The following is a 17,801-nucleotide window of genomic DNA, read 5'->3' as shown; positions in this document are numbered from 1 at the left end:
GGTCGGCGCCCAGCGCCAGCGCGGTACGCAGCTGTTCCTGCGCGGTCTTGGGGCCAACGCTGACGGCGACGATTTCACTGGCCACGCCCTGCTCCTTGAGCCGCACCGCTTCTTCCACGGCGATCTCACAGAACGGGTTCATGGCCATCTTGACGTTGGTCAGGTCGACGTCGGAGTTGTCCGCCTTGACGCGGATCTTGACGTTGTAATCGATGACGCGTTTGACCGCGACGAGTACTTTCATGGCGTCCTCGCTAGATTGGAACCGGCCGGCATTTCGTGTCGACTCATGCAAGCATTTGATAAGGTTAGGACCATCGTCATTCTAGTTTGCCACAGCTTGCAAAGCCGCCCAAGCTGGCATCCGGCGTCCGCACGCGTCACTTGTCGCCCGTCGTTGACCGCATGCCGAAGAATATGACTAGCAGCAAACGAGAGTAGAAGCAAACGACCGTTTTAATTATAGTAGGCGACAATCGCAATATTAACCAAAGACATGCCCGGTAGGCCGAACCTGACAACCGAGCGCCAGCTCGACAGGCATGCCGGGCCGACATCGTGCAGCAACGATGTCGCTTGAGGAGGAGACGAGCCGTGGAACGCGAACACATGGACTTCGACGTGGTCATCGTCGGTGCCGGCCCCAGCGGCCTGTCCGCCGCCTGCCGCCTGATGCAGCAGGCCAACGAGGCCGAGCGCGAACTCAGCGTCTGCGTAGTCGAGAAAGGCTCCGAGGTCGGCGCCCACATCCTTTCCGGGGCAGTCTTCGAGACCCGCGCGCTGGACGAACTGTTCCCCGACTGGTCCGAGCGCGGCGCACCGCTGACGACGCCGGCAACCCACGACGACGTCTACCTGCTCAAGGATGGCGAGTCGGCGCAGAAGCTGCCCAACGCGCTGGTACCCAAGAGCATGCATAACACCGGGGGCAGCTCGCCGAATTACGTGATCAGCGCCGGCAACCTGTGCCGCTGGCTGGGCGAACAGGCCGAGCAACTCGGCGTCGAGATCTTCCCCGGCTTCGCCGCCCAGGAAGTGCTTTATGACGCCGATGGCGGCGTACGCGGCATCATCACCGGCGACATGGGCGTGGCCGCCGACGGCAGCGAGAAGAGCGGCCACATGCCGGGCATGGAGCTGCGCGCCAAGTACACGCTGTTCTCGGAGGGTTCGCGCGGCCATCTCGGCAAGCGCCTGATCGAGCGCTTCGACCTGGCCGCCGGCAAGGATGCGCAACACTACGGCATCGGCCTCAAGGAACTCTGGGACGTGCCCGCCGACAAGCATCGGCCGGGCCTGGTGGTGCATGGTTCGGGCTGGCCGCTGCCCAAGGACACCCAGGGCGGCTTCTTCCTCTATCACGCCGAGAATCAACAGGTCGTGGTGGGCCTGATCGTCGATCTGGCCTATGCCAATCCCTACCTCTCGCCGTTCGATGAATTCCAGCGCATGAAGCATCATCCGCTGATCAAGCAGTACCTGGACGGCGGTTCGCGGGTCGCCTACGGCGCCCGGGCGATTACCAAGGGCGGTCTCAACTGCCTACCCAGGATGGTCTTACCCGGCGGGCTGTTGATCGGCTGCGATGCCGGCACGCTCAACTTCGCCAAGATCAAGGGCCTGCACACGGCGATGAAATCGGGCCTGATCGCCGCCGAGACGGTCTTCGAGGCGATCGCCGACGGCGACGAAGGCGGCCGGGAGCTGAGCCACTTCATGACCCGCTGGGAGCAGAGCTGGGCCTACGCGGAACTCGAGGAAACCGCCAGCTTCGGCCCGGCGATCCACAAGTACGGCACCCTGCTCGGCGGCGCCTACAACTTCGCCGATCAGCTACTCGGCGGCAAATTGCCCAGGGTCCACGACACCACCCCCGACCATGCCCGGCTCAAGACCCGCGATCAGGCCACACCGATCGATTACCCCAAGCCGGACGGCAAGCTGTCCTTCGACAAGCCTTCCTCGGTGTTCCTGTCGAATACCAATCACGAGGAGGACCAGCCCTGCCACCTGAAGCTCGCCGATCCGGAGATCCCGATCCGCGACAACCTGCCGAAGTTCGACGAACCGGCGCAGCGCTACTGCCCGGTGGGCGTCTATGAGGTGGTCGAGGACGAGGCCGGCCAGCCGCGCTTCCAGATCAATTTCCAGAACTGCATCCACTGCAAGACCTGCGACATCAAGGATCCGGCGCAGAACATCACCTGGGTCGCCCCGGAAGGCGGTGGCGGACCCAACTACCCCAACATGTAAAGGAAAAGCCCCGGCCGGTCAGGCACGCTCGCCTGCCAGCCGCTCGAGCGGGGCGCGCGCGGCGATCAGGCGACGCCGCCCCGCCTGCTCGAAACGCACCTCGAGCACCGGACTGCGCGGATCGCCCTCGACGACGACGATCTCGCCCGGACCGAACACCGCATGCCGGACCCGTTCGCCGACGGCGAAGCCCATGCCCTGCACTGACGCGCCATATTCCGCGCCGGGGCTGGCGACCCGCGTGGCCGGTTCGACGCTCAGCGCCCGGTCCGCGCCGATGCGCTGCAGGTAACGCGTCACCAGGCTCGGATCGCCCACCTCGAGAGCGGTTTGCCCAGCGTCTTCTTTCGCCAGCGCGTCGGCGACGCGCTGGCAGTCCCGCCACGCGCTCTCCGCCAGAAAGCGGCTGGGGCGATGCTCGCCGCCGTCGTGAAGCATGAGCAGGCGCTCCTGAGCGCGGGTCATCGCCACGTAGAACAGCCGGCGCTCCTCCTCGAGGCGCTCGTCATCGATGGGGTTGTCGCGGCTGTAATGCGGAAAATCCTCTTCGTTGAGCCCCCATAGCGCCACCAGCGGCCATTCGAGCCCCTTGGCGCCATGTACTGTGGTGATCAACACACCGTCCTCGGCGCCTTCGACCCGGCGATCCAGCAGTTCCAGGAAGGCATCCGGCGCCTGGGTCAGTTCCTCGGCCTGCTCGATCAGGATATCCAGCAGCCGCACGTCCTCCTCGCCCTTCTCGCGCCGCGCCGCCGCCCGCTTGAGAACCTTCTCGGCGTCGAGTCGCTCGACCACCAGTTCAAGCAGCCGCGACGCCGGCATGTTGCCCAGCCGCGGCAATTCGCAGAGCAGCTCCCAGCGCTTCTTCAGATTTCGCCGCTGGATCGGCTTGAGCTCGGTCAGCAGCGGATCGTGACGCTCCGGCCAGCGCTGGCGCTCAGCGAGCTGCACGACCAGCGCCTGCAGGCGCTCGCGGGCGACGAACGGCGTCGGTTGCGAGAACAGCAACAACAGATGTTCGGGATCGTTGAGCAGCCGTGGTTGGCGGGCCAGGCGCAGATAGCCGGCCAAGGCCTGGACCAGCGGCAGCCGGAACACGAAGCGATCGTCCCGCGACAGGCGAAACGGGATGCCGGCACGCAGCAATTGCAACTGCACCGAGACCGACAGCGCCCAGCTGCGCACCAACACACAGCCCTCGGCGAGCGTGCGCCCCTCGCGCTGCCAGTCCTGCAGTGCCTCGACCAACCGCGCGCCGCCCTGGCCCACCGCCAGCGAGGTAGGCGGATTGCCCGGTGCGGCCAGGCACAGTTGATCGGGGCGCCGCCGATTGGCGCGAACGGCGTGGTTGGCGGACAGCGCCAGGGCATGGCCGTGGCGAAACGTGGTCGACAACGGATAATCGGTGGCTTCGCCGAAACTCGCGGTAAAGCGCTCGAGCATATAGTCCGGGCGCGCGCCGCGCCATTCGTAGATGCACTGGTTGGCGTCGCCGACCGCCATCACCGCCGCCCGGTTTCCGGCGAGCAGCGCCAGCAGGCGTTGCTGGGCCAGATTGATGTCCTGATACTCGTCGATGATCACATGATCGAGAAAGCCCTCGACCCGCGCGCGGGACTCGGCATCGCTTTCCAGGCAGCGCAGCGGCCGATACAGCAGGTCGGCGTAGGTCATGCCGCCGTGCTGCTCGAGCAATTCCTCCATCTGGCGAAAGGCTTCGACGAAGTGACCGGTATGCTCGCCCAGTTCGAGGCGTTCCCTGAGCACCTCCGGCGCTTCGAGTTCGGCCTTGACCATCTCGCAGAAATGCCCCAGGGCTTCGATGCGTTCGGGGTCGAGCGCGGCTTCGCGGGTCGAGGGATCGACGCCTTCGAGCGAGCGCATGGCAGCCTGGCGCAGCAGCTTCTCGCGCTGCCAGTCGGCGGCCAGCAACTGGCGTGGCGCGAGCCGCCCCCAGCGCGTCAGCGATTGCGTAAGACGGTGGCCGATGGAATGAAAGGTGCGCACCTCGGGCAACGCCTGGCCGGCGGGCGCCAGGGCCACCAGCTTGGCCGTGAAGTCCTCGCGCGCCGCGCGGTTGAACATCAGCACCAGCATGCGTCGCGCCGGAACGCCCGTGCCCAGCAGGTGCAGCACGCGCGCGACCAGCGTCGTCGTCTTGCCGGCGCCGGCCACCGCGGCGACCCGCGCATGGCCACCGGCGTGCTCGACGACCGCGCGCTGTTCGGCAGTCAGTCTCACGGCATCGCCTCGTCGAGCCAGCCGAGCGACTGCCAGACACCGCCACTGGTCAGTCCCAGGGCGATACCGCCGGACTGGCTACGCTGTTCGGCCCGCGCGATCAGACGATAATAGACGTTGCGGTTCAGGCGCGCGGCGAGCCCGAAGCGGATCGCGACTTCGGGCACCGGCTCGCCACGCGGTGTCTCGCTGAGCACGAGGCGGTGCTCGCCGCCGAGCGCGACCCGGTCGCCGACATTGGTCAGCATGTGCCAGACCGGCGTTGGTGCGTCGGTTTCGCTGCTCGCATCGGCATCGACGACCAGAAACGGCCGGTCCTCGACGCGAATGCGCCACTTCTCGACCGGCGTGACCAGGTAATGATCGCCATCCGCCTCGCGCCGCAGGATCGTCGACAGCAGGCGCACCAGCCGCGGCCGGCGGATCGGCTCGCCGTCGTGCAGCCACACGCCATCGGCACGTATCAGCAGATCCATGTCGCCGCTCAGCGCCGGCTGCCAACGCGCCAGCGGCGGTATCGCCCCCTCGCCATCGATATGATCGAACAGTGCATCCAGCGACATTCAACTACCTCCTTGCCGGGCCGGTTTGCGACGGGTCGGGGCTCTCAGCCATCGGCGCCGATCAGCTGCGCGTCGGTCAGCATCTGACGCACGTCCTCCGGCGCCTGGGGCACCGCGCCGCGAAACAGCCGGTAGAAGTTGGCGGTGGTCTGCATGGCGACTTCGTCGACGCTGATGCCCCGCTCGGCGGCGATGCACTCGGCGACTTCCACCACCCACTGGGGCTCGTTGGGCTTGCCGCGATGGGGCACCGGTGCCAGGTAGGGGCTGTCGGTCTCGATCAGCAGCCGGTCGAGGGGTATACGCCGCGCCAGTTCGCGCACCGCGCTGGCGTTGCGAAACGTCACGATGCCCGACAGCGAGATATAGAAGCCGTGGCGGACCGCCTCGCGGGCCATGTCGAGCTCCTCGGTGAAACAGTGCAATACGCCGCCCACCGCCGGATCGGTGTGACGCCGGATCAGCGCCAGCGTGTCCTCACGCGCCTCGCGGGTGTGCACGACGACCGGCAGCTCGAGCTCCCGGGCGGCGATCAGGTGATTCTCGAAGCGCGCCCGCTGCGCTACTTGGCTGACGCCCTGATAATGATAATCCAGCCCGGTTTCGCCGATCGCGACCGCCGCGTGACGCTCGGCGCAGGCCTTGATCGCGGCGACATCGGGTTCATTGTCGACCTGGTGCAGCGGATGCACGCCCGCGGCGATCGCCACGTCGGCGTGTTCGCGTGCCAGCGCCGCCAGGCCGGGGACGTCGTCGAGCGTCACCGCGATCGCCAGGAACTGGCGGACGCTGCGCCCGCGCGCGGCATCCAGCGCGGCGTTCAAGTCGCCCGCGTGGGCGTCGAGGTCGAGGCGATCGAGATGGCAGTGGGAATCGACGAACATGCAGAATTACTCGAAGCGGATGAAACGGAAATGTCAGCCGGTAGCCAACGTTCAGAGGGTGTAGGTCGGCGTGCCCTTGTCGAGCATCCCCGCCAGATGATTCTCGACGCGATCGCGCACGCGTTGATCGTCGGGGCTGAAATGCACACCGATGCCCGGGACCCGACGCCCGGACACGCCCGGCGGCGAGATCCACACGACCTGGCCGGTGACCGGCAAACGCTCGCTCTCGCCGGGCATGGTCAGCAATAGATAGACCGTCTGGCCCAGCACGTAACGGTCGCGAGTCGGCACGAACATGCCGCCCCGCTCGAGGGTCGGCATGTAGGCCGACAGCAGGGTCGACCTGTCCTTGAAAGTCAGTGAAAGCGCTTTCTGTTCGGCCATCGTCTCGAGCCTCCCGTGGCCCGTTGCATCAGGAACGCAACAGGGCGGACCAACGAACCAGCCAGGCTTCCAGCACCAGCTGCGGATTGGGGTTGCCGCCGGCGATCAGCAGCCGTTGCTGCTCACGGGCATAATCGAGCAGCCGGAACCAGTCACGGACGCGGGCATTCTTGACCGCCTGGCGATACAGCGGCAGCAGGTCGGGGTTGCGAACCTGGGCGGTATCGCCGGACAGACCCAGGCGAATCAGGTCCTCCAACCAGGCGATACCGTACCACAGGATGCGCTCGACGGCCTGGCGATCGAGCCGCGCGGCTTCGGCGATCGGTTCGCCACCGCGTACCAGCGAGTCGAACAGTTCCTGCAGGTCCTGGCGCAATCCGCGCGCCTCGCCGCCCGCCAGCTCGGCGGCCAGCAGTGGCAACCCACCGGCGACACGCATCCAGAAATCGCCATCCTGACCTTCGCCGAGGGTCTCCTCGAGCCACGCCAGGCTCAGGGTGCGCTCGGGAACGCCCAGCGCCCAGTGCTGACAGCGCGAACGAATGGTCGCCAGCATACGCGACGGGATGTCGGCGAGCAGGATGAACAGGGTACGCTCACCAGGCTCCTCGAGGCTCTTGAGCAGCGCGTTGGCGGCGGCCACGTTCATCGCCTCGGCGGGCTGCAGGACGATGACCCGCGCCCCGCCCTGCTGGGCGGTCTGGGCGACGAAGGAATTGACCTCGCGAATCGGGTCGATGCGAATCTGGCGCCGATTGTCGGCCGGTGCGACCCGCAGCAGGTCGGGATGATAACCGGAGGCCAGCATCCGGCAACTGTGGCACTCGCCGCAGGCGACGGCCCCCGGGCGGCGACACAGCGTGCGCGCCACCAGGGCGTCGGCGAGCTGCTGCTTGCCGATACCGTGCGGTCCGGACAGCAGCAGCGCATGCGGCAGGCGGCCATCGTCCTGCATGCCGCACAGGCGCTTCCAGATGGCGGCGTGCCAGGGCAGCGGCGTCAGGTGTTCCATAGCGACCACCTGGCCTGCAGCCGCTGGCGAATCTCGGCCTGCACCGCCTCCAGCGGCCGCGCGGCGTCGATGATCTCGAAACGCCGCGGCGCCGCGGCAGCACGCGCGTGATAAGCCTGGCGCACCGCCTCGAAAAACGTGCCGCGCTCACGCTCGAAACGATCGGGAGCGTTGCCGCGCGCGACCACGCGCTCCCGGGCCGCCGTCACCGGCATGTCGAGCAACAGCGTCAAATCCGGCTGCAGCGCACCCTGCACAAGCGCTTCGAGGCTGCCGATGCGCTGTCGATCGATGCCTCGGCCACCGCCCTGATAGGCGAAGGTGGCATCGGTGAAACGGTCGCAGACCACCCAGGCCCCGCGCTCGAGCGCGGGACGTATCAGCCGGGCGAGATGCTGTGCACGGGCAGCAAAGATCAACAGCAGTTCGGCGTCTTCGTCGAGCGGTTCGAGTTCATCGGGGTCCAGCAACAGCTCGCGGATCGCCTCGCCCCGCGGCGTACCGCCGGGCTCCCGGGTCGCCACGACCTCGAGACCTCGTTCGCGCAGAAACTCGCAGACCAGCGTGGTATTGGTGCTCTTGCCGACCCCCTCGCCGCCTTCGAGGGTGATGAAGCGTCCGCGTGGGTGCATTGGCACTCGCCCTCAGCGATTGAGAATGTAGCGCCGCACGGCGGCGTTGTGTTCGTCGAGCGTCTTCGAGAAATGGTGGCTGCCATCGCCCTTGGCGACGAAATACAGCGTCTCGCCCTCGGCCGGATGCACCGCCGCCTCGAGCGCGGCGCGTCCGGGCATGGCGATCGGCGTCGGCGGCAGCCCCTCGATCAGATAGGTATTGTAGGGCGAGTCGCGACGCAGATCCGCCCGGGTGATGTTGCCGTCGTAGTCCTCGCCCAGCCCGTAGATCACCGTGGGGTCGGTCTGCAGACGCATGCCCTTGGCCAGGCGCCGCGTGAACACCCCGGCGATCTCGCGGCGCTCGCCGTCGATGCCGGTCTCGCGTTCGATCAGGGAGGCCATTATCAGCGCCTGATAGGGTGACTCCAGCGCCAGGTTCTCGTCTCGCTGCGCCCATACCCTGTCCAGGGTGCGCTGCATGCGCCGATAGGCCTGGTCGAGGATCTCCAGGTCGCTGATTCCCTTGTGATAACGATAGGTGTCGGGGAAGAAACGCCCTTCGGGATGCTGGTCGGGGTGGCCCAGCTCGGCCATCACCTCGGCGTCGCTCAGGCCATCGGTGCGATGGGCCAGCTTGGCGGCGGAAGCCAACGCGTCGCGCATCTGCACGAAGGTCCAGCCCTCGGGAATGGTCAGCGTGTAGGTCACGACGTCGTCGCTGCCGAGCAGCCTCATCGCCTCGCGAACGCTCATGCCCGGCTCGAGCCGGAATTCGCCGGCTCGCAGCGCGGGCAGCTCCTGGGGATCGACCCGCTTGAGCAGCCGCAATGACCAGGTTTCGGCAATGACCCCGCGCTCGGCCAGATCGTAGACCACCTGGTTGAAGCCGGCCCCGCGAGGGACTTCGTAGACCACCGGCGCATCGATCGACAGCGGGCGGTCGAGCCGGGTCTGCCAATAGCGAAAGCCGGCGAATCCGGCCACCACCAGCACGACGGCCAGAACCAGGATGATTTTCAGCAAGCGCATAGAGAATCCTTAGTCGGCAAGCGGACGCTGCCCGGCGATCGGGCCGTCAGAAACGGGCGGGATAGCCGAGCAGCGCGTGGGCTTCCTGCTGCATGGCGCGAAATTCGTTGGTGATGGCCCACCGGCCGAGGGGTTCGCCCGATGCGCTTTGCAGCGCGACAACCGGCCAGAGGCCCTGCACCGAATTGCCCAGGCAGAACGCTTCGACCGTCGCCAGCGCCGCCGGCTCGAGCTCGACCTCGTCGATGGCGAACCGATCCAGCAGCGCGGCACGCAGCGTGCCGGCCACGCCGCAACGCTCGAGGCGCGGCGTCTGCCAACAGCCGTCGCGGCGCCAGAAGACATTCATGCTGGTGGCCTCGACCAACCTTCCGCCCACGCTCGTGAGCAGGCCTTCGGCGATGTCGGGGGATGTCCACTCGCGCCTTGCCAGCACGTTCTCGAGCCGGTTGAGGTGCTTGATGCCCGCCAGAGCCGGCTGTTCGGCAAGCCGCAGTCGACAGTGGCGAACCGTCACGCCGCGCTGCCAGCGCTCGAGACGCGGCTCGAACCTCGACAGATGCCAACGCAGACGCGGTTCGGACTCGACCGGCGGTTGATAGCCACGCCCGCCGCTGCCCCGGGTAAGGATCACCTTGAGCACCGCAAGTCCCGCCCCGGCTTCGGCGGGCAATGCCGCCAGCGTCCGCGTGTCGGGGACGGCCATGCCGAGCGCCTGACAACCGCGTTGCAGCCTTGCCAGGTGGTAGTCCCACAACAGCGGCCGGCCGTCACGCACCAGCACGGTCTCGAAGAGCCCGTCACCATAGGCCAGGCCGCGGTCGTCGAGCGGCACCCCGGCATCATGAGGGCCTGCGTCAGACACGCGAGAAGATCAGCGATCCGTTGGTCCCGCCGAAACCGAACGAGTTCGACAGGGTGTTCTTGAGGGTCATGTCACGCGCGGTATGCGGCACGTAGTCGAGAACGCAGCCTTCCTGGGGGTTGTCGAGGTTGATGGTCGGCGGCGCCACCTGGTCACGCAGCGCGAGGATGCTGAATACCGCCTCGACGGCGCCTGCCGCCCCGAGCAGATGACCGATCATCGATTTCGTCGAACTGACCGCGACCCTGGCGGCCGCATCGCCCATGACGCGCTCGACGGCGCGACTCTCGGCCAGGTCGCCGGTCGCCGTGGAGGTGCCGTGGGCGTTGATGTAATCGATCTGCGCGGGATCCATCTGGGCATCGCGAATCGCGTTGGCCATCGCCTGCGCCGCGCCGCGCCCATCCTCCGGTGGAGCCGTCATGTGATGGGCATCGTCGCTCATCCCGAACCCCTTGAGCTCGGCGTAGATGGTCGCGCCACGCTGCTTGGCCCGTTCATACTCCTCGAGCACCACGACCCCCGCCCCATCGGAGAGCACGAAGCCGTCGCGGTCGCGATCCCAGGGCCGACTGGCCGCGGCGGGGTCGTCGTTGCGCGTGGACAGCGCCCTGGCTGCGGAAAAACCGCCCAGGCCCAACGGCGTGGTCGCCATCTCGGCGCCACCACAGACCATCACGTCGGCATCGCCATAGGCGATCGTGCGCGCGCCATAGCCGATGTTGTGGGTGCCCGTGGTGCAAGCCGTGGTGATGGCGATGTTGGGGCCCTGGAAACCGAACTTGATGGCCAGGTTGCCGGCGATCATGTTGATGATCGAGCCCGGCACGAAGAATGGCGAGATGCGCCGCGCGCCGCCCTTGCGCAGGGTGTCGTGGTTATGCTCGATCATCGGCAGGCCCCCGATGCCGGAGCCTATCGCCACGCCGATGCGATGAGCATTGTCGTCATGGCATTCGATCCCCGCATCGGTGACCGCCTGGGAGGCTGCGGCGATGCCGTACTGGATGAACAGGTCCATCTTGCGCGCTTCCTTGGGGTTCAGGTAAGGACTGATGTCGAAGTCCTTGATAGACCCACCGAAGCGCGTATTGAAGCCGCTGGTATCGAAATGCCCGATCGAGGCTATGCCGCTCTTGCCTGCCAGGATATTGTCCCAGCTCTCCTTGACGGTGTTACCGACCGGCGTCACCAGACCCAGCCCGGTCACCACGACCCTTCTACGAGGCATCAGCTCTCCTCCAGATGTCCATAATGGGCACGCCTGCGTTTACCTGCCAGCGCTGCGCGCAAGTATACCCGAAGGCCATCGGCTATGCTGCCCATAAACGCGAAAGCCGCTCTGTTTCCAGAACGGCTTCCTCACGCGCAGGCGGTCGAAACCGCGCGTCACTTTCTCATACTGACTCTTTCATGCCGACTTGCTCATGCCACTTGCTTACTGATGAGCAACGACGTAATCGATCGCTTCCTGCACCGTGGTGATCTTCTCGGCCTCTTCGTCGGGAATTTCGGTGTCAAATTCCTCTTCGAGCGCCATCACCAGTTCGACGGTATCCAGCGAGTCCGCACCGAGGTCCTCGGTGAAGGAGGACGAGTTCTGGATGTCCTCTTCCTTGACGTTCAGGCGCTCGGCCACAACCTTCTTCACGCGCTCTTCGATGGTGCTCATTATGTCGTTACTCCTAGTGGTACATATCCGCCAGCTGGAAAACTGCCGGGTAGTTTATAGACGGCCCCCAATCGACGCAACCAAGGCATCGACAGCGACCTCAACGCATGTTCATGCCGCCATTGACCTGCAACGTCTCGCCGGTAATGTAGCCGGCGGCATCGCTGGTCAGAAAGCCCACCGCGGCCGCGATCTCCTCTGGCTGGCCCAGGCGGGACAGCGGAATCTGCTCGAGCAGCGCCTGATGCTGCGACTCGGGCAGCGACTCTGTCATGTCGGTGGCGATGAACCCTGGCGCCACGGCATTGACGGTGATCGCGCGCGAGGCGACTTCGCGGGCCAATGCTCGGGAAAACCCCTCCATGCCCGCCTTGGCGGCAGCATAGTTGGTCTGCCCCAGATTGCCCATGGTCGCCACCACGGAACTGATGCTGACAATGCGCCCGAAACGCGCCTTGGTCATGCCGCGGATACACGCCTTGCTGACACGGTAGACCGACTTGAGATTGGTATCGAGCACCGAGTCCCATTCGTCTTCCTTCATCCGCATCAACAGATTGTCACGGGTGATGCCGGCGTTGTTGACCAGGATCGTCGGCGCACCGAACTCGTCGCCGATCGCCTTGATCAAGGCGTCGACACTCGCCTGATCGGTGACGTCGAGACACCTTCCGGCGCCTTCGATCCCCTGTTCGCGGAGATCCGCATCGATGCGCTCGGCACCGGCATCGCTGGTGGCCGTTCCGACCACGATCCGCCCCTGACGCCCCAGTTCATGCGCGATGGCCCGGCCGATGCCGCGGCTGGCGCCGGTGACCAGGGCGATTCTGCGTTCGCTCGTCATAGTCGTTCCTGAATCAGTCATTGACTTGCTGGCCAGCCCTGTCGCGAGCCAGCTCGAGGGCCGCGCTCAGGCTATCGGGATCGTTGACCGCCAGCCCCTTGGCCCCCTTGGCGACGCGCTTGTTGAGCCCCGTCAGTACCTTGCCCGGGCCGCACTCGACGATAACCTCGGCACCCAGACCGGTCATTGCCTCGACACAAGCGGTCCAGCGCACCGGCTGGTACAGCTGTTCGATCAGTCGCGTGCGCAGGGTCTCGACATCGGCGTGGGCGTGGGCATCGACGTTCTGAATCACCGTGTAGCGCGGCGTCTTCAGCTCGATGTCCTTCATCGCCTCGGCGAGTCGCTCCGCGGCCGGCCTCATCAGCGCGCAATGCGAGGGCACCGAAACCGGCAGCGGCAAGGCACGCTTGGCGCCGGCCTCCTGACACAGCGCCACTGCCCGATCGACCGCCGCCTTGTTGCCGGCAATCACCACCTGCCCCGGCGCATTGTAGTTGACCGCCGACACCACGGCGCCCTGAGCGGCATCGGCGCAGGCCTGCTCGACCGCGGCATCGTCAAGGCCCAGGACCGCCGCCATCGCCCCCTCACCGGCCGGCACGGCCTGCTGCATCGCCTCGCCGCGAAGGCGCACCAGGCGCACGCCTTCGGCAAAGCTCAGCGCGCCGCCACAGACCAGGGCGCTGTATTCGCCCAGGCTATGCCCTGACATGACCAGCGGGCGCGGACCTTCCAGCTCCTGCCAGACTCGCCAGATCGCCACGCTCGAGGTGAGCAGCGCCGGCTGTGTGCAGGCCGTGGCATTGAGCGCTTCTTCGGGCCCCTCCTGCACCACGTGCCAGAGATCGTACCCCAAGGCCTCCGAGGCTTCTTCGAAGGTCGTTCTTACCACGCTGTAACGTTCGGCCAGCTCTCTCAGCATGCCCAGATGCTGGGAGCCCTGCCCCGGAAACACGAGGGCCAGGGATTGAGTCATGGCATTCACCTTTGAGGGTTGTATTCGTCGGGTATCGAACGGGTTGCCAACCCGCTATCCCCTGGACCGCACGCGGCCGACGGGATAGCGGACTGCTGCAGTTCATGAGCCAGTTGCGCGGGCAGATTGATACGCACCTCCTGCGCGGCTCGCGATACGGCAAAGGCAAAGCCCTGAGCATTGGCGCGGCCGTGACTCTTGATCACGATCCCCGACAAGCCCAACAGACTGGCCCCATTGTAGCGCACCGGATCGAGTTGGCGTCTGACCCGCAGCAAGGCCGGCCGGGCCAGAAGCGACACCAGACGACTTCCCCAATGGGCCGCAAACGTATCCTGGAAGCGATCGACGAGCATGCGCGCCAGCCCCTCGCTGGCCTTGAGCACGATATTGCCGACGAATCCGTCGCAGACCACGACGTCGGCGGCGCCCGTGAACAAGGCATCGCCCTCGACGAAACCGATGTAATTGAGCGTGGGCATGGCCCGCAGGACGGCATCCGCCTCGCGCACGCTGTCCGGGCCCTTGGTCGCCTCGACGCCGACATTGAGCAGCGCCACGCGCGGGCGCTCTATGGCGTCGACATGACGCGCCATGACATCACCCATGCGCGCAAAATCGACGAGCCGGCGTGCCGGCGCCTCGACGTTGGCACCCATGTCGACGACGTAGCAGCGACCCCCCTTGCCACTCGGGATCGCCGTGCTGATCGCCGGCCTGGGGATATCGGCCACCATGCCCAGCGCGCGACGCGCCAGTGCCATCAACGCCCCGGTATTGCCGGCGCTGACGCCCGCCTCGGCACGCCCCGAGGCGACCGCCTCGAGCATCATCGCCAAGCTGGAATCGGCGCCGCGACGCAGGGCCTGCGCTATCGGCGTCGACTGAGAGATCACCCCCGGCGCATGGCATAGTGTCAAGCGCCCGCCCAGCCCCTGCAGACGGCGCGGCAGGCGCTCGATCACCGCCTCGAGCTCGTCCCGGACCCCGTAGAGGTCGACACTGAGCCCGGGATCGTCACGCAGCGCTTCGACCGTTCCCAGAACGACAGCGCGGGGACCCAGATCCCCGCCCATTGCATCGATGGCGATACGCACGGCTACGCGAATGTCGCCGGGATGCGCTTCGTCTTAAACTTCGACGATCTTGCGGCCGCGGTAGAAACCGTCGGGCGCGATGTGGTGACGACGGTGGGTCGTTCCGGTTTCCTTGTCCTGAGCCAGGGTCGGTGCGGACAGGGCGTCGTGGCTGCGGCGCATGCCGCGCTTGGAACGAGTCTTGCGGTTCTTTTGAACTGCCATGGGGTAATACTCCAGAGCGTATCGAGGTTGATTCAGTGTTTGTCCTTCAACGTGCGCAGCACGTCGAAGGGGCTCGCGGGCGCCGATTGCGAAACTTCGGCGGCGTCACCGCTGACCAGCTGGTCCCGCGAGACGGCGCAGTGCGCCTCGTCGTGGTAGACCACCTGCGGCAGACTGAGGATGATTTCGTCCTCGAGTACGGGCAGCAAGTTGAGCTGTTCGTCTTCCACCAGCACCGGCTCGTAATCGCCGGGCAGCTTTGCCGCCAGCGAATCGCTGGTGACCATGCCCAGCAGCCAGTGGCTGTCGATGGCGACCGGCATCGGCTCGAGGCAGCGGCGGCAGGCGAGCTGCACGCCGGCTTCGAGCCAGCCTTCGATGTAGCGCCGGCCCTGGGCGTCGAGGCCGAACTGCAGGGTCACTTCGCAGTCGCCCTGCTGAGCCCCCGCCTCCTCGGCGAGGCGCGGCATCGCTGCCAGCGACACCAGCCCCTCGAGGCGTTGTCCGCTGGCGGCCAGCCGATAGGGTTCGACCTGCGTGGGAAGTCTAGTGGTCATCATAGGCGCGCAATAATAGGGATTCCCCCGGTGGCTGTCAAAGCGCGCATCGCGCTTGTGTACAGCATGCCGTACGACGCGGCAGACTAGCGACTCGAGCCCGTCACGACAAGGAGTTGCCATGACCCGCCTGGTTCTCGCTTCCGGTTCGCGCTGGCGGCGCCAGCTGCTCGACCGGCTCGGCCTCGCCTATACCTGGGAGAGCCCCGACATCGACGAGCGGCGCCAACCCGGCGAAAGCGCCGAGGCGCTCGTCCACCGGCTGGCGCTGGGCAAGGCCGAACGCGTCGCCGAGCGTCACCCCGACCACCTGATCATCGGCTGCGATCAGGTGGCGCTATTTGCAGGCGATATCCTCGGCAAGCCCGGCGACGCGGCCACCGCGCGCACCAACCTGGCTCGCTTCTCCGGCAATCGAGTAGGCTTTCTCGTCGGGCTGGCACTGCTCGATACGCGCCAGGCGAAGCACTGGGTCTGCCACGAACGTTACGACGTCGTCTTCCGCTCGCTCAGCGAGACCGAGATCGCCCACTACGTCGCACGCGAGCAGCCTCTCGACAGCGCCGGCAGCTTCCGCATGGAAGGGCTGGGCATCACGCTGTTCGAACGCCTCGAGGGCGACGACCCCAACACTCTGGTCGGCCTGCCGCTGATTCGCCTGTGCGCGCTGCTGCGCGAAGCGGGCCTCGACCCGCTCGGCGAGCCGTGAGCCGCCAAGAGCCCACGGAACCGACCGACGACGCTCTTCTATTGCGCCGCCATCGCAAGCCGGGTCGCTGATGATATTGGCGAAACCCGGCTCCTGGCGACGCCTCCTAAGGGGCCAGCTGATAGCGAACTGGCGAGGCGGCGCCGGACAGCCCCAGCCACTGCGCGGCGACACGCCCGAACTGGCGCGACAGGCGCTCGAAAGGATCCAGCCCGGGCGTATAGTCCTCCACCCGCACGTCGCCGAAGCGCTCGCGGGATAGATCATCGACGCTCATCAGGCCATCGATCAGCCCCAGCCGCTCGGCCTGTTCGCCGGTCCAGATCAACCCGGAGAACAACCGCGGGTCGTCGGCCAGGCGCTCGCCGCGACCGGCTTCGACGTCGTCGATGAACTGCTGATGGGTGGTCTCGAGCACCTGTTGCCAGAAGCGCCGCTGGTCGGGCTCTATACGAGTGAAGGGATCGAGGAAGGCCTTGTTCTCGCCGGCGGTGAACACCCGCCGCTCGACGCCAAGCCTGTCGATCGCCTCCTGCAGGCCGAAGCCGGCGTGGATCACGCCGATCGAACCGACCAGGCTGGCCGGCGCGGCGTAGATGTCACTGGCGGCGGCGGCGATGTAATAGGCGCCGCTCGCGCCGATGTCCTCGATCACCGCGTAGATCGGCTTGGCGCCCTGCTGCTGCAACCGACGCAGCTCGGCGTAGATGCGCTGCGACTGCACCGGACTGCCCCCGGGACTGTTGATCTCCAGCACCACCGCACTGACGGCGGGGTCCTCCCAGGCCCGGCGCACGCCCTCGAGGACACGCTCGGCGCTCGCCTCGCCGTGGGCATCGATGACGCCCTCGACGCGCACCACGCCCAGGTGCGGCCCGGCCGGGGCCGGCTTGTCGGCGGCGAAGAACAGTCCATAGACCGTCAGCGACAACGAGGCCAGGATCAGCGCCGCAAAAAAGAAGCGGAAGAACAGCTTCCAGCGCCGCGATCGGCGCTGCTCGACGAGCACGCCGGTCATCCAGCGATCCATCATTTCCAGCTGCTGCAGGCGCTGGCGCTCGCGCAAGGCCTCGGCGTCCTCGCCCTCTCCCGCTCCCTGCGGCCGCTCGTTCGCCCGGTGTCGCTGGCCCGGCGGAATCTCGGGGCCCTGGGTCCATTCGTCGTAGCGCTCGTCGTCGCTCATCTCACGCTCCCGTTTCCATCCATTGCACACGAACCGACCGACGGGGCGCCCGCATACAGCCAATCGATGACCTCGGCGAAACACGTCGCCGTATGAACCGGCTCACAAGCCGCCAGGCGCTCACGGGCATGCACGCCGTAGGTCACGGCCAGACCATCGATGCCCAGCGCACGCGCCATCTGCATGTCGTATTCCGTATCGCCGACCATTAGCGCCGCGCCTGGCGCGACCCCGAGCTCACCGAGCAGCTCTTCGAGCATCCGCGGGTCGGGCTTGGAACGCGTCTCGTCGGCGGTGCGGGTGGCGTGGAACCAATCGCGACTGCCCGTCGACGCCAATGCCCGCTCGAGCCCGCGCCGGCTCTTGCCGGTCGCCACGGCCAGCCGCGGCCCCTCGGCACCGCGCAGGCGGGCGATCCCCGCCTCGACATCCGGGAAGAACGCCGTGGGCACCTGGTCGGCGCTGACGAAGTGCTCCGAGTAACGCCGCCGCAGCGCTTCGGCCTGGTCCGCCGACATTCCCGGACACAATCGAGCGATCGCTTCCGGCAGCCCCAGGCCGATGATGTCGCGAACACTGTCGCGACTCAACGGCGACCACCCCACGTCACGCGCGGCAGCCTGCATGCAGGCGACGATGCGTGCCTCGGAATCCACCAGCGTGCCGTCCCAATCGAAAATCACCAGCTGATAGCGCAAGCCA

The 17,801-nt window shown here is 66.7% G+C and carries 20 protein-coding genes; 2 read left to right on the top strand and 18 right to left on the bottom strand.

What is annotated here, in order from left to right; all coding sequences use genetic code 11:
• On the bottom strand, positions 1–244 hold a 244-nt coding region (locus HR9077_RS09690; protein ID WP_458692916.1), incomplete at its 3' end, for an electron transfer flavoprotein subunit beta/FixA family protein.
• Positions 245–609: 365 nt separating this feature from the next.
• On the opposite strand from HR9077_RS09690, the gene HR9077_RS09685 reads away from it, so the two are divergent.
• On the top strand, positions 610–2,253 hold the full coding sequence (locus tag HR9077_RS09685) for an electron transfer flavoprotein-ubiquinone oxidoreductase (protein WP_136066804.1): 1,644 nt from the start codon (positions 610–612) through the stop codon (positions 2,251–2,253).
• An 18-nt stretch (positions 2,254–2,271) separates the two neighbouring features.
• Here the strand turns inward: HR9077_RS09685 and HR9077_RS09680 are convergent, their stop codons facing one another.
• The 15 genes from HR9077_RS09680 to HR9077_RS09610 all read right to left on the bottom strand — a co-directional run bounded on the left by HR9077_RS09680 (position 2,272) and on the right by HR9077_RS09610 (position 15,210).
• Positions 2,272–4,494, bottom strand: a complete 2,223-nt coding sequence (locus HR9077_RS09680) for an ATP-dependent helicase (protein ID WP_136066802.1) — start codon at positions 4,492–4,494, stop codon at positions 2,272–2,274.
• A complete protein-coding gene (locus HR9077_RS09675; protein WP_136066801.1) occupies positions 4,491–5,057 on the bottom strand; it encodes a DUF1285 domain-containing protein in 567 nt (188 codons plus the stop codon). The genes HR9077_RS09680 and HR9077_RS09675 overlap by 4 nt, the downstream gene beginning before the upstream one ends.
• Positions 5,058–5,101: 44 nt before the next feature.
• Positions 5,102–5,941, bottom strand: coding sequence for a TatD family hydrolase (locus HR9077_RS09670; protein ID WP_136066800.1), 840 nt, complete (start codon positions 5,939–5,941; stop codon positions 5,102–5,104).
• 51 nt (positions 5,942–5,992) lie between these two features.
• Positions 5,993–6,328 carry a PilZ domain-containing protein gene (locus HR9077_RS09665; protein ID WP_136066799.1) on the bottom strand — a complete coding sequence of 112 codons (336 nt, stop codon included), beginning with the start codon at positions 6,326–6,328 and terminating at the stop codon, positions 5,993–5,995.
• A gap of 28 nt (positions 6,329–6,356) precedes the next feature.
• A complete protein-coding gene (locus HR9077_RS09660) occupies positions 6,357–7,343 on the bottom strand; it encodes a DNA polymerase III subunit delta' (protein ID WP_136066798.1) in 987 nt (328 codons plus the stop codon).
• Complete coding sequence (gene tmk, locus HR9077_RS09655; RefSeq protein WP_136066797.1) at positions 7,331–7,975, bottom strand: dTMP kinase; 645 nt, start codon at positions 7,973–7,975, stop codon at positions 7,331–7,333. The genes HR9077_RS09660 and tmk overlap by 13 nt, the downstream gene beginning before the upstream one ends.
• Before the next feature lie 12 nt (positions 7,976–7,987).
• On the bottom strand, positions 7,988–8,989 hold the full coding sequence (gene mltG / locus HR9077_RS09650; protein WP_136066796.1) for an endolytic transglycosylase MltG: 1,002 nt from the start codon (positions 8,987–8,989) through the stop codon (positions 7,988–7,990).
• A 46-nt stretch (positions 8,990–9,035) separates the two neighbouring features.
• Complete coding sequence (gene pabC, locus HR9077_RS09645) at positions 9,036–9,854, bottom strand: aminodeoxychorismate lyase (protein WP_136066795.1); 819 nt, start codon at positions 9,852–9,854, stop codon at positions 9,036–9,038.
• On the bottom strand, positions 9,847–11,085 hold the full coding sequence (gene fabF / locus HR9077_RS09640; RefSeq protein WP_136066794.1) for a beta-ketoacyl-ACP synthase II: 1,239 nt from the start codon (positions 11,083–11,085) through the stop codon (positions 9,847–9,849). Before fabF ends, pabC begins: the two co-directional genes overlap by 8 nt.
• A 207-nt stretch (positions 11,086–11,292) precedes the next feature.
• Entirely contained in the window at positions 11,293–11,526 is a 234-nt protein-coding gene (gene acpP, locus HR9077_RS09635) for an acyl carrier protein (protein ID WP_031383713.1), read from the bottom strand.
• Between the two features lie 100 nt (positions 11,527–11,626).
• Complete coding sequence (gene fabG / locus HR9077_RS09630) at positions 11,627–12,370, bottom strand: 3-oxoacyl-ACP reductase FabG (RefSeq protein WP_136066793.1); 744 nt, start codon at positions 12,368–12,370, stop codon at positions 11,627–11,629.
• 13 nt (positions 12,371–12,383) lie between these two features.
• Entirely contained in the window at positions 12,384–13,349 is a 966-nt protein-coding gene (gene fabD / locus HR9077_RS09625; protein WP_136066792.1) for an ACP S-malonyltransferase, read from the bottom strand.
• Positions 13,350–13,354: 5 nt separating this feature from the next.
• Complete coding sequence (plsX, locus tag HR9077_RS09620; RefSeq protein ID WP_136066791.1) at positions 13,355–14,446, bottom strand: phosphate acyltransferase PlsX; 1,092 nt, start codon at positions 14,444–14,446, stop codon at positions 13,355–13,357.
• A 33-nt stretch (positions 14,447–14,479) separates the two neighbouring features.
• A complete protein-coding gene (gene rpmF / locus HR9077_RS09615) occupies positions 14,480–14,650 on the bottom strand; it encodes a 50S ribosomal protein L32 (protein ID WP_136066790.1) in 171 nt (56 codons plus the stop codon).
• Positions 14,651–14,682: 32 nt separating this feature from the next.
• On the bottom strand, positions 14,683–15,210 hold the full coding sequence (locus HR9077_RS09610) for a YceD family protein (protein WP_136066789.1): 528 nt from the start codon (positions 15,208–15,210) through the stop codon (positions 14,683–14,685).
• 118 nt (positions 15,211–15,328) lie between these two features.
• Between HR9077_RS09610 and HR9077_RS09605 the strand changes: the two genes are divergently transcribed.
• Positions 15,329–15,916, top strand: a complete 588-nt coding sequence (locus HR9077_RS09605) for a Maf family protein (RefSeq protein WP_136066788.1) — start codon at positions 15,329–15,331, stop codon at positions 15,914–15,916.
• 106 nt (positions 15,917–16,022) lie between these two features.
• Here the strand turns inward: HR9077_RS09605 and sppA are convergent, their stop codons facing one another.
• Together sppA and HR9077_RS09595 are read right to left on the bottom strand one after the other, a co-directional pair.
• Positions 16,023–17,099 (bottom strand): signal peptide peptidase SppA, encoded by a 1,077-nt coding sequence (gene sppA / locus HR9077_RS09600; protein ID WP_136066787.1) that lies wholly within the window; start codon positions 17,097–17,099, stop codon positions 16,023–16,025.
• Positions 17,096–17,797 carry an HAD family hydrolase gene (locus HR9077_RS09595; RefSeq protein ID WP_136066786.1) on the bottom strand — a complete coding sequence of 234 codons (702 nt, stop codon included), beginning with the start codon at positions 17,795–17,797 and terminating at the stop codon, positions 17,096–17,098. The genes sppA and HR9077_RS09595 overlap by 4 nt, the downstream gene beginning before the upstream one ends.
• Positions 17,798–17,801: the final 4 nt, after the last annotated feature.

The organism is Modicisalibacter radicis (genome assembly GCF_900961225.1).
Taxonomy (GTDB): Bacteria; Pseudomonadota; Gammaproteobacteria; order Pseudomonadales; family Halomonadaceae; genus Modicisalibacter.
Note: the sequence above shows the minus strand (reverse complement) of the source record. Positions and strands in the feature narration are given on the sequence as shown.

Bases quoted from the DNA above. Each gene is read 5' to 3' on its own strand.
- HR9077_RS09665 (WP_136066799.1), bottom strand. From the start codon at position 6,328: ATGGCCGAACAGAAAGCGCTTTCACTGACTTTCAAGGACAGGTCGACC.
- HR9077_RS09610 (WP_136066789.1), bottom strand. From the start codon at position 15,210: ATGATGACCACTAGACTTCCCACGCAGGTCGAACCCTATCGGCTGGCC.
- sppA (WP_136066787.1), bottom strand. From the start codon at position 17,099: ATGAGCGACGACGAGCGCTACGACGAATGGACCCAGGGCCCCGAGATT.
- HR9077_RS09675 (WP_136066801.1), bottom strand. From the start codon at position 5,057: ATGTCGCTGGATGCACTGTTCGATCATATCGATGGCGAGGGGGCGATA.
- HR9077_RS09670 (WP_136066800.1), bottom strand. From the start codon at position 5,941: ATGTTCGTCGATTCCCACTGCCATCTCGATCGCCTCGACCTCGACGCC.
- HR9077_RS09605 (WP_136066788.1), top strand. From the start codon at position 15,329: ATGACCCGCCTGGTTCTCGCTTCCGGTTCGCGCTGGCGGCGCCAGCTG.
- HR9077_RS09685 (WP_136066804.1), top strand. From the start codon at position 610: ATGGACTTCGACGTGGTCATCGTCGGTGCCGGCCCCAGCGGCCTGTCC.
- fabD (WP_136066792.1), bottom strand. From the start codon at position 13,349: ATGACTCAATCCCTGGCCCTCGTGTTTCCGGGGCAGGGCTCCCAGCAT.
- acpP (WP_031383713.1), bottom strand. From the start codon at position 11,526: ATGAGCACCATCGAAGAGCGCGTGAAGAAGGTTGTGGCCGAGCGCCTG.
- fabG (WP_136066793.1), bottom strand. From the start codon at position 12,370: ATGACGAGCGAACGCAGAATCGCCCTGGTCACCGGCGCCAGCCGCGGC.
- HR9077_RS09660 (WP_136066798.1), bottom strand. From the start codon at position 7,343: ATGGAACACCTGACGCCGCTGCCCTGGCACGCCGCCATCTGGAAGCGC.
- rpmF (WP_136066790.1), bottom strand. From the start codon at position 14,650: ATGGCAGTTCAAAAGAACCGCAAGACTCGTTCCAAGCGCGGCATGCGC.
- mltG (WP_136066796.1), bottom strand. From the start codon at position 8,989: ATGCGCTTGCTGAAAATCATCCTGGTTCTGGCCGTCGTGCTGGTGGTG.
- tmk (WP_136066797.1), bottom strand. From the start codon at position 7,975: ATGCACCCACGCGGACGCTTCATCACCCTCGAAGGCGGCGAGGGGGTC.
- fabF (WP_136066794.1), bottom strand. From the start codon at position 11,085: ATGCCTCGTAGAAGGGTCGTGGTGACCGGGCTGGGTCTGGTGACGCCG.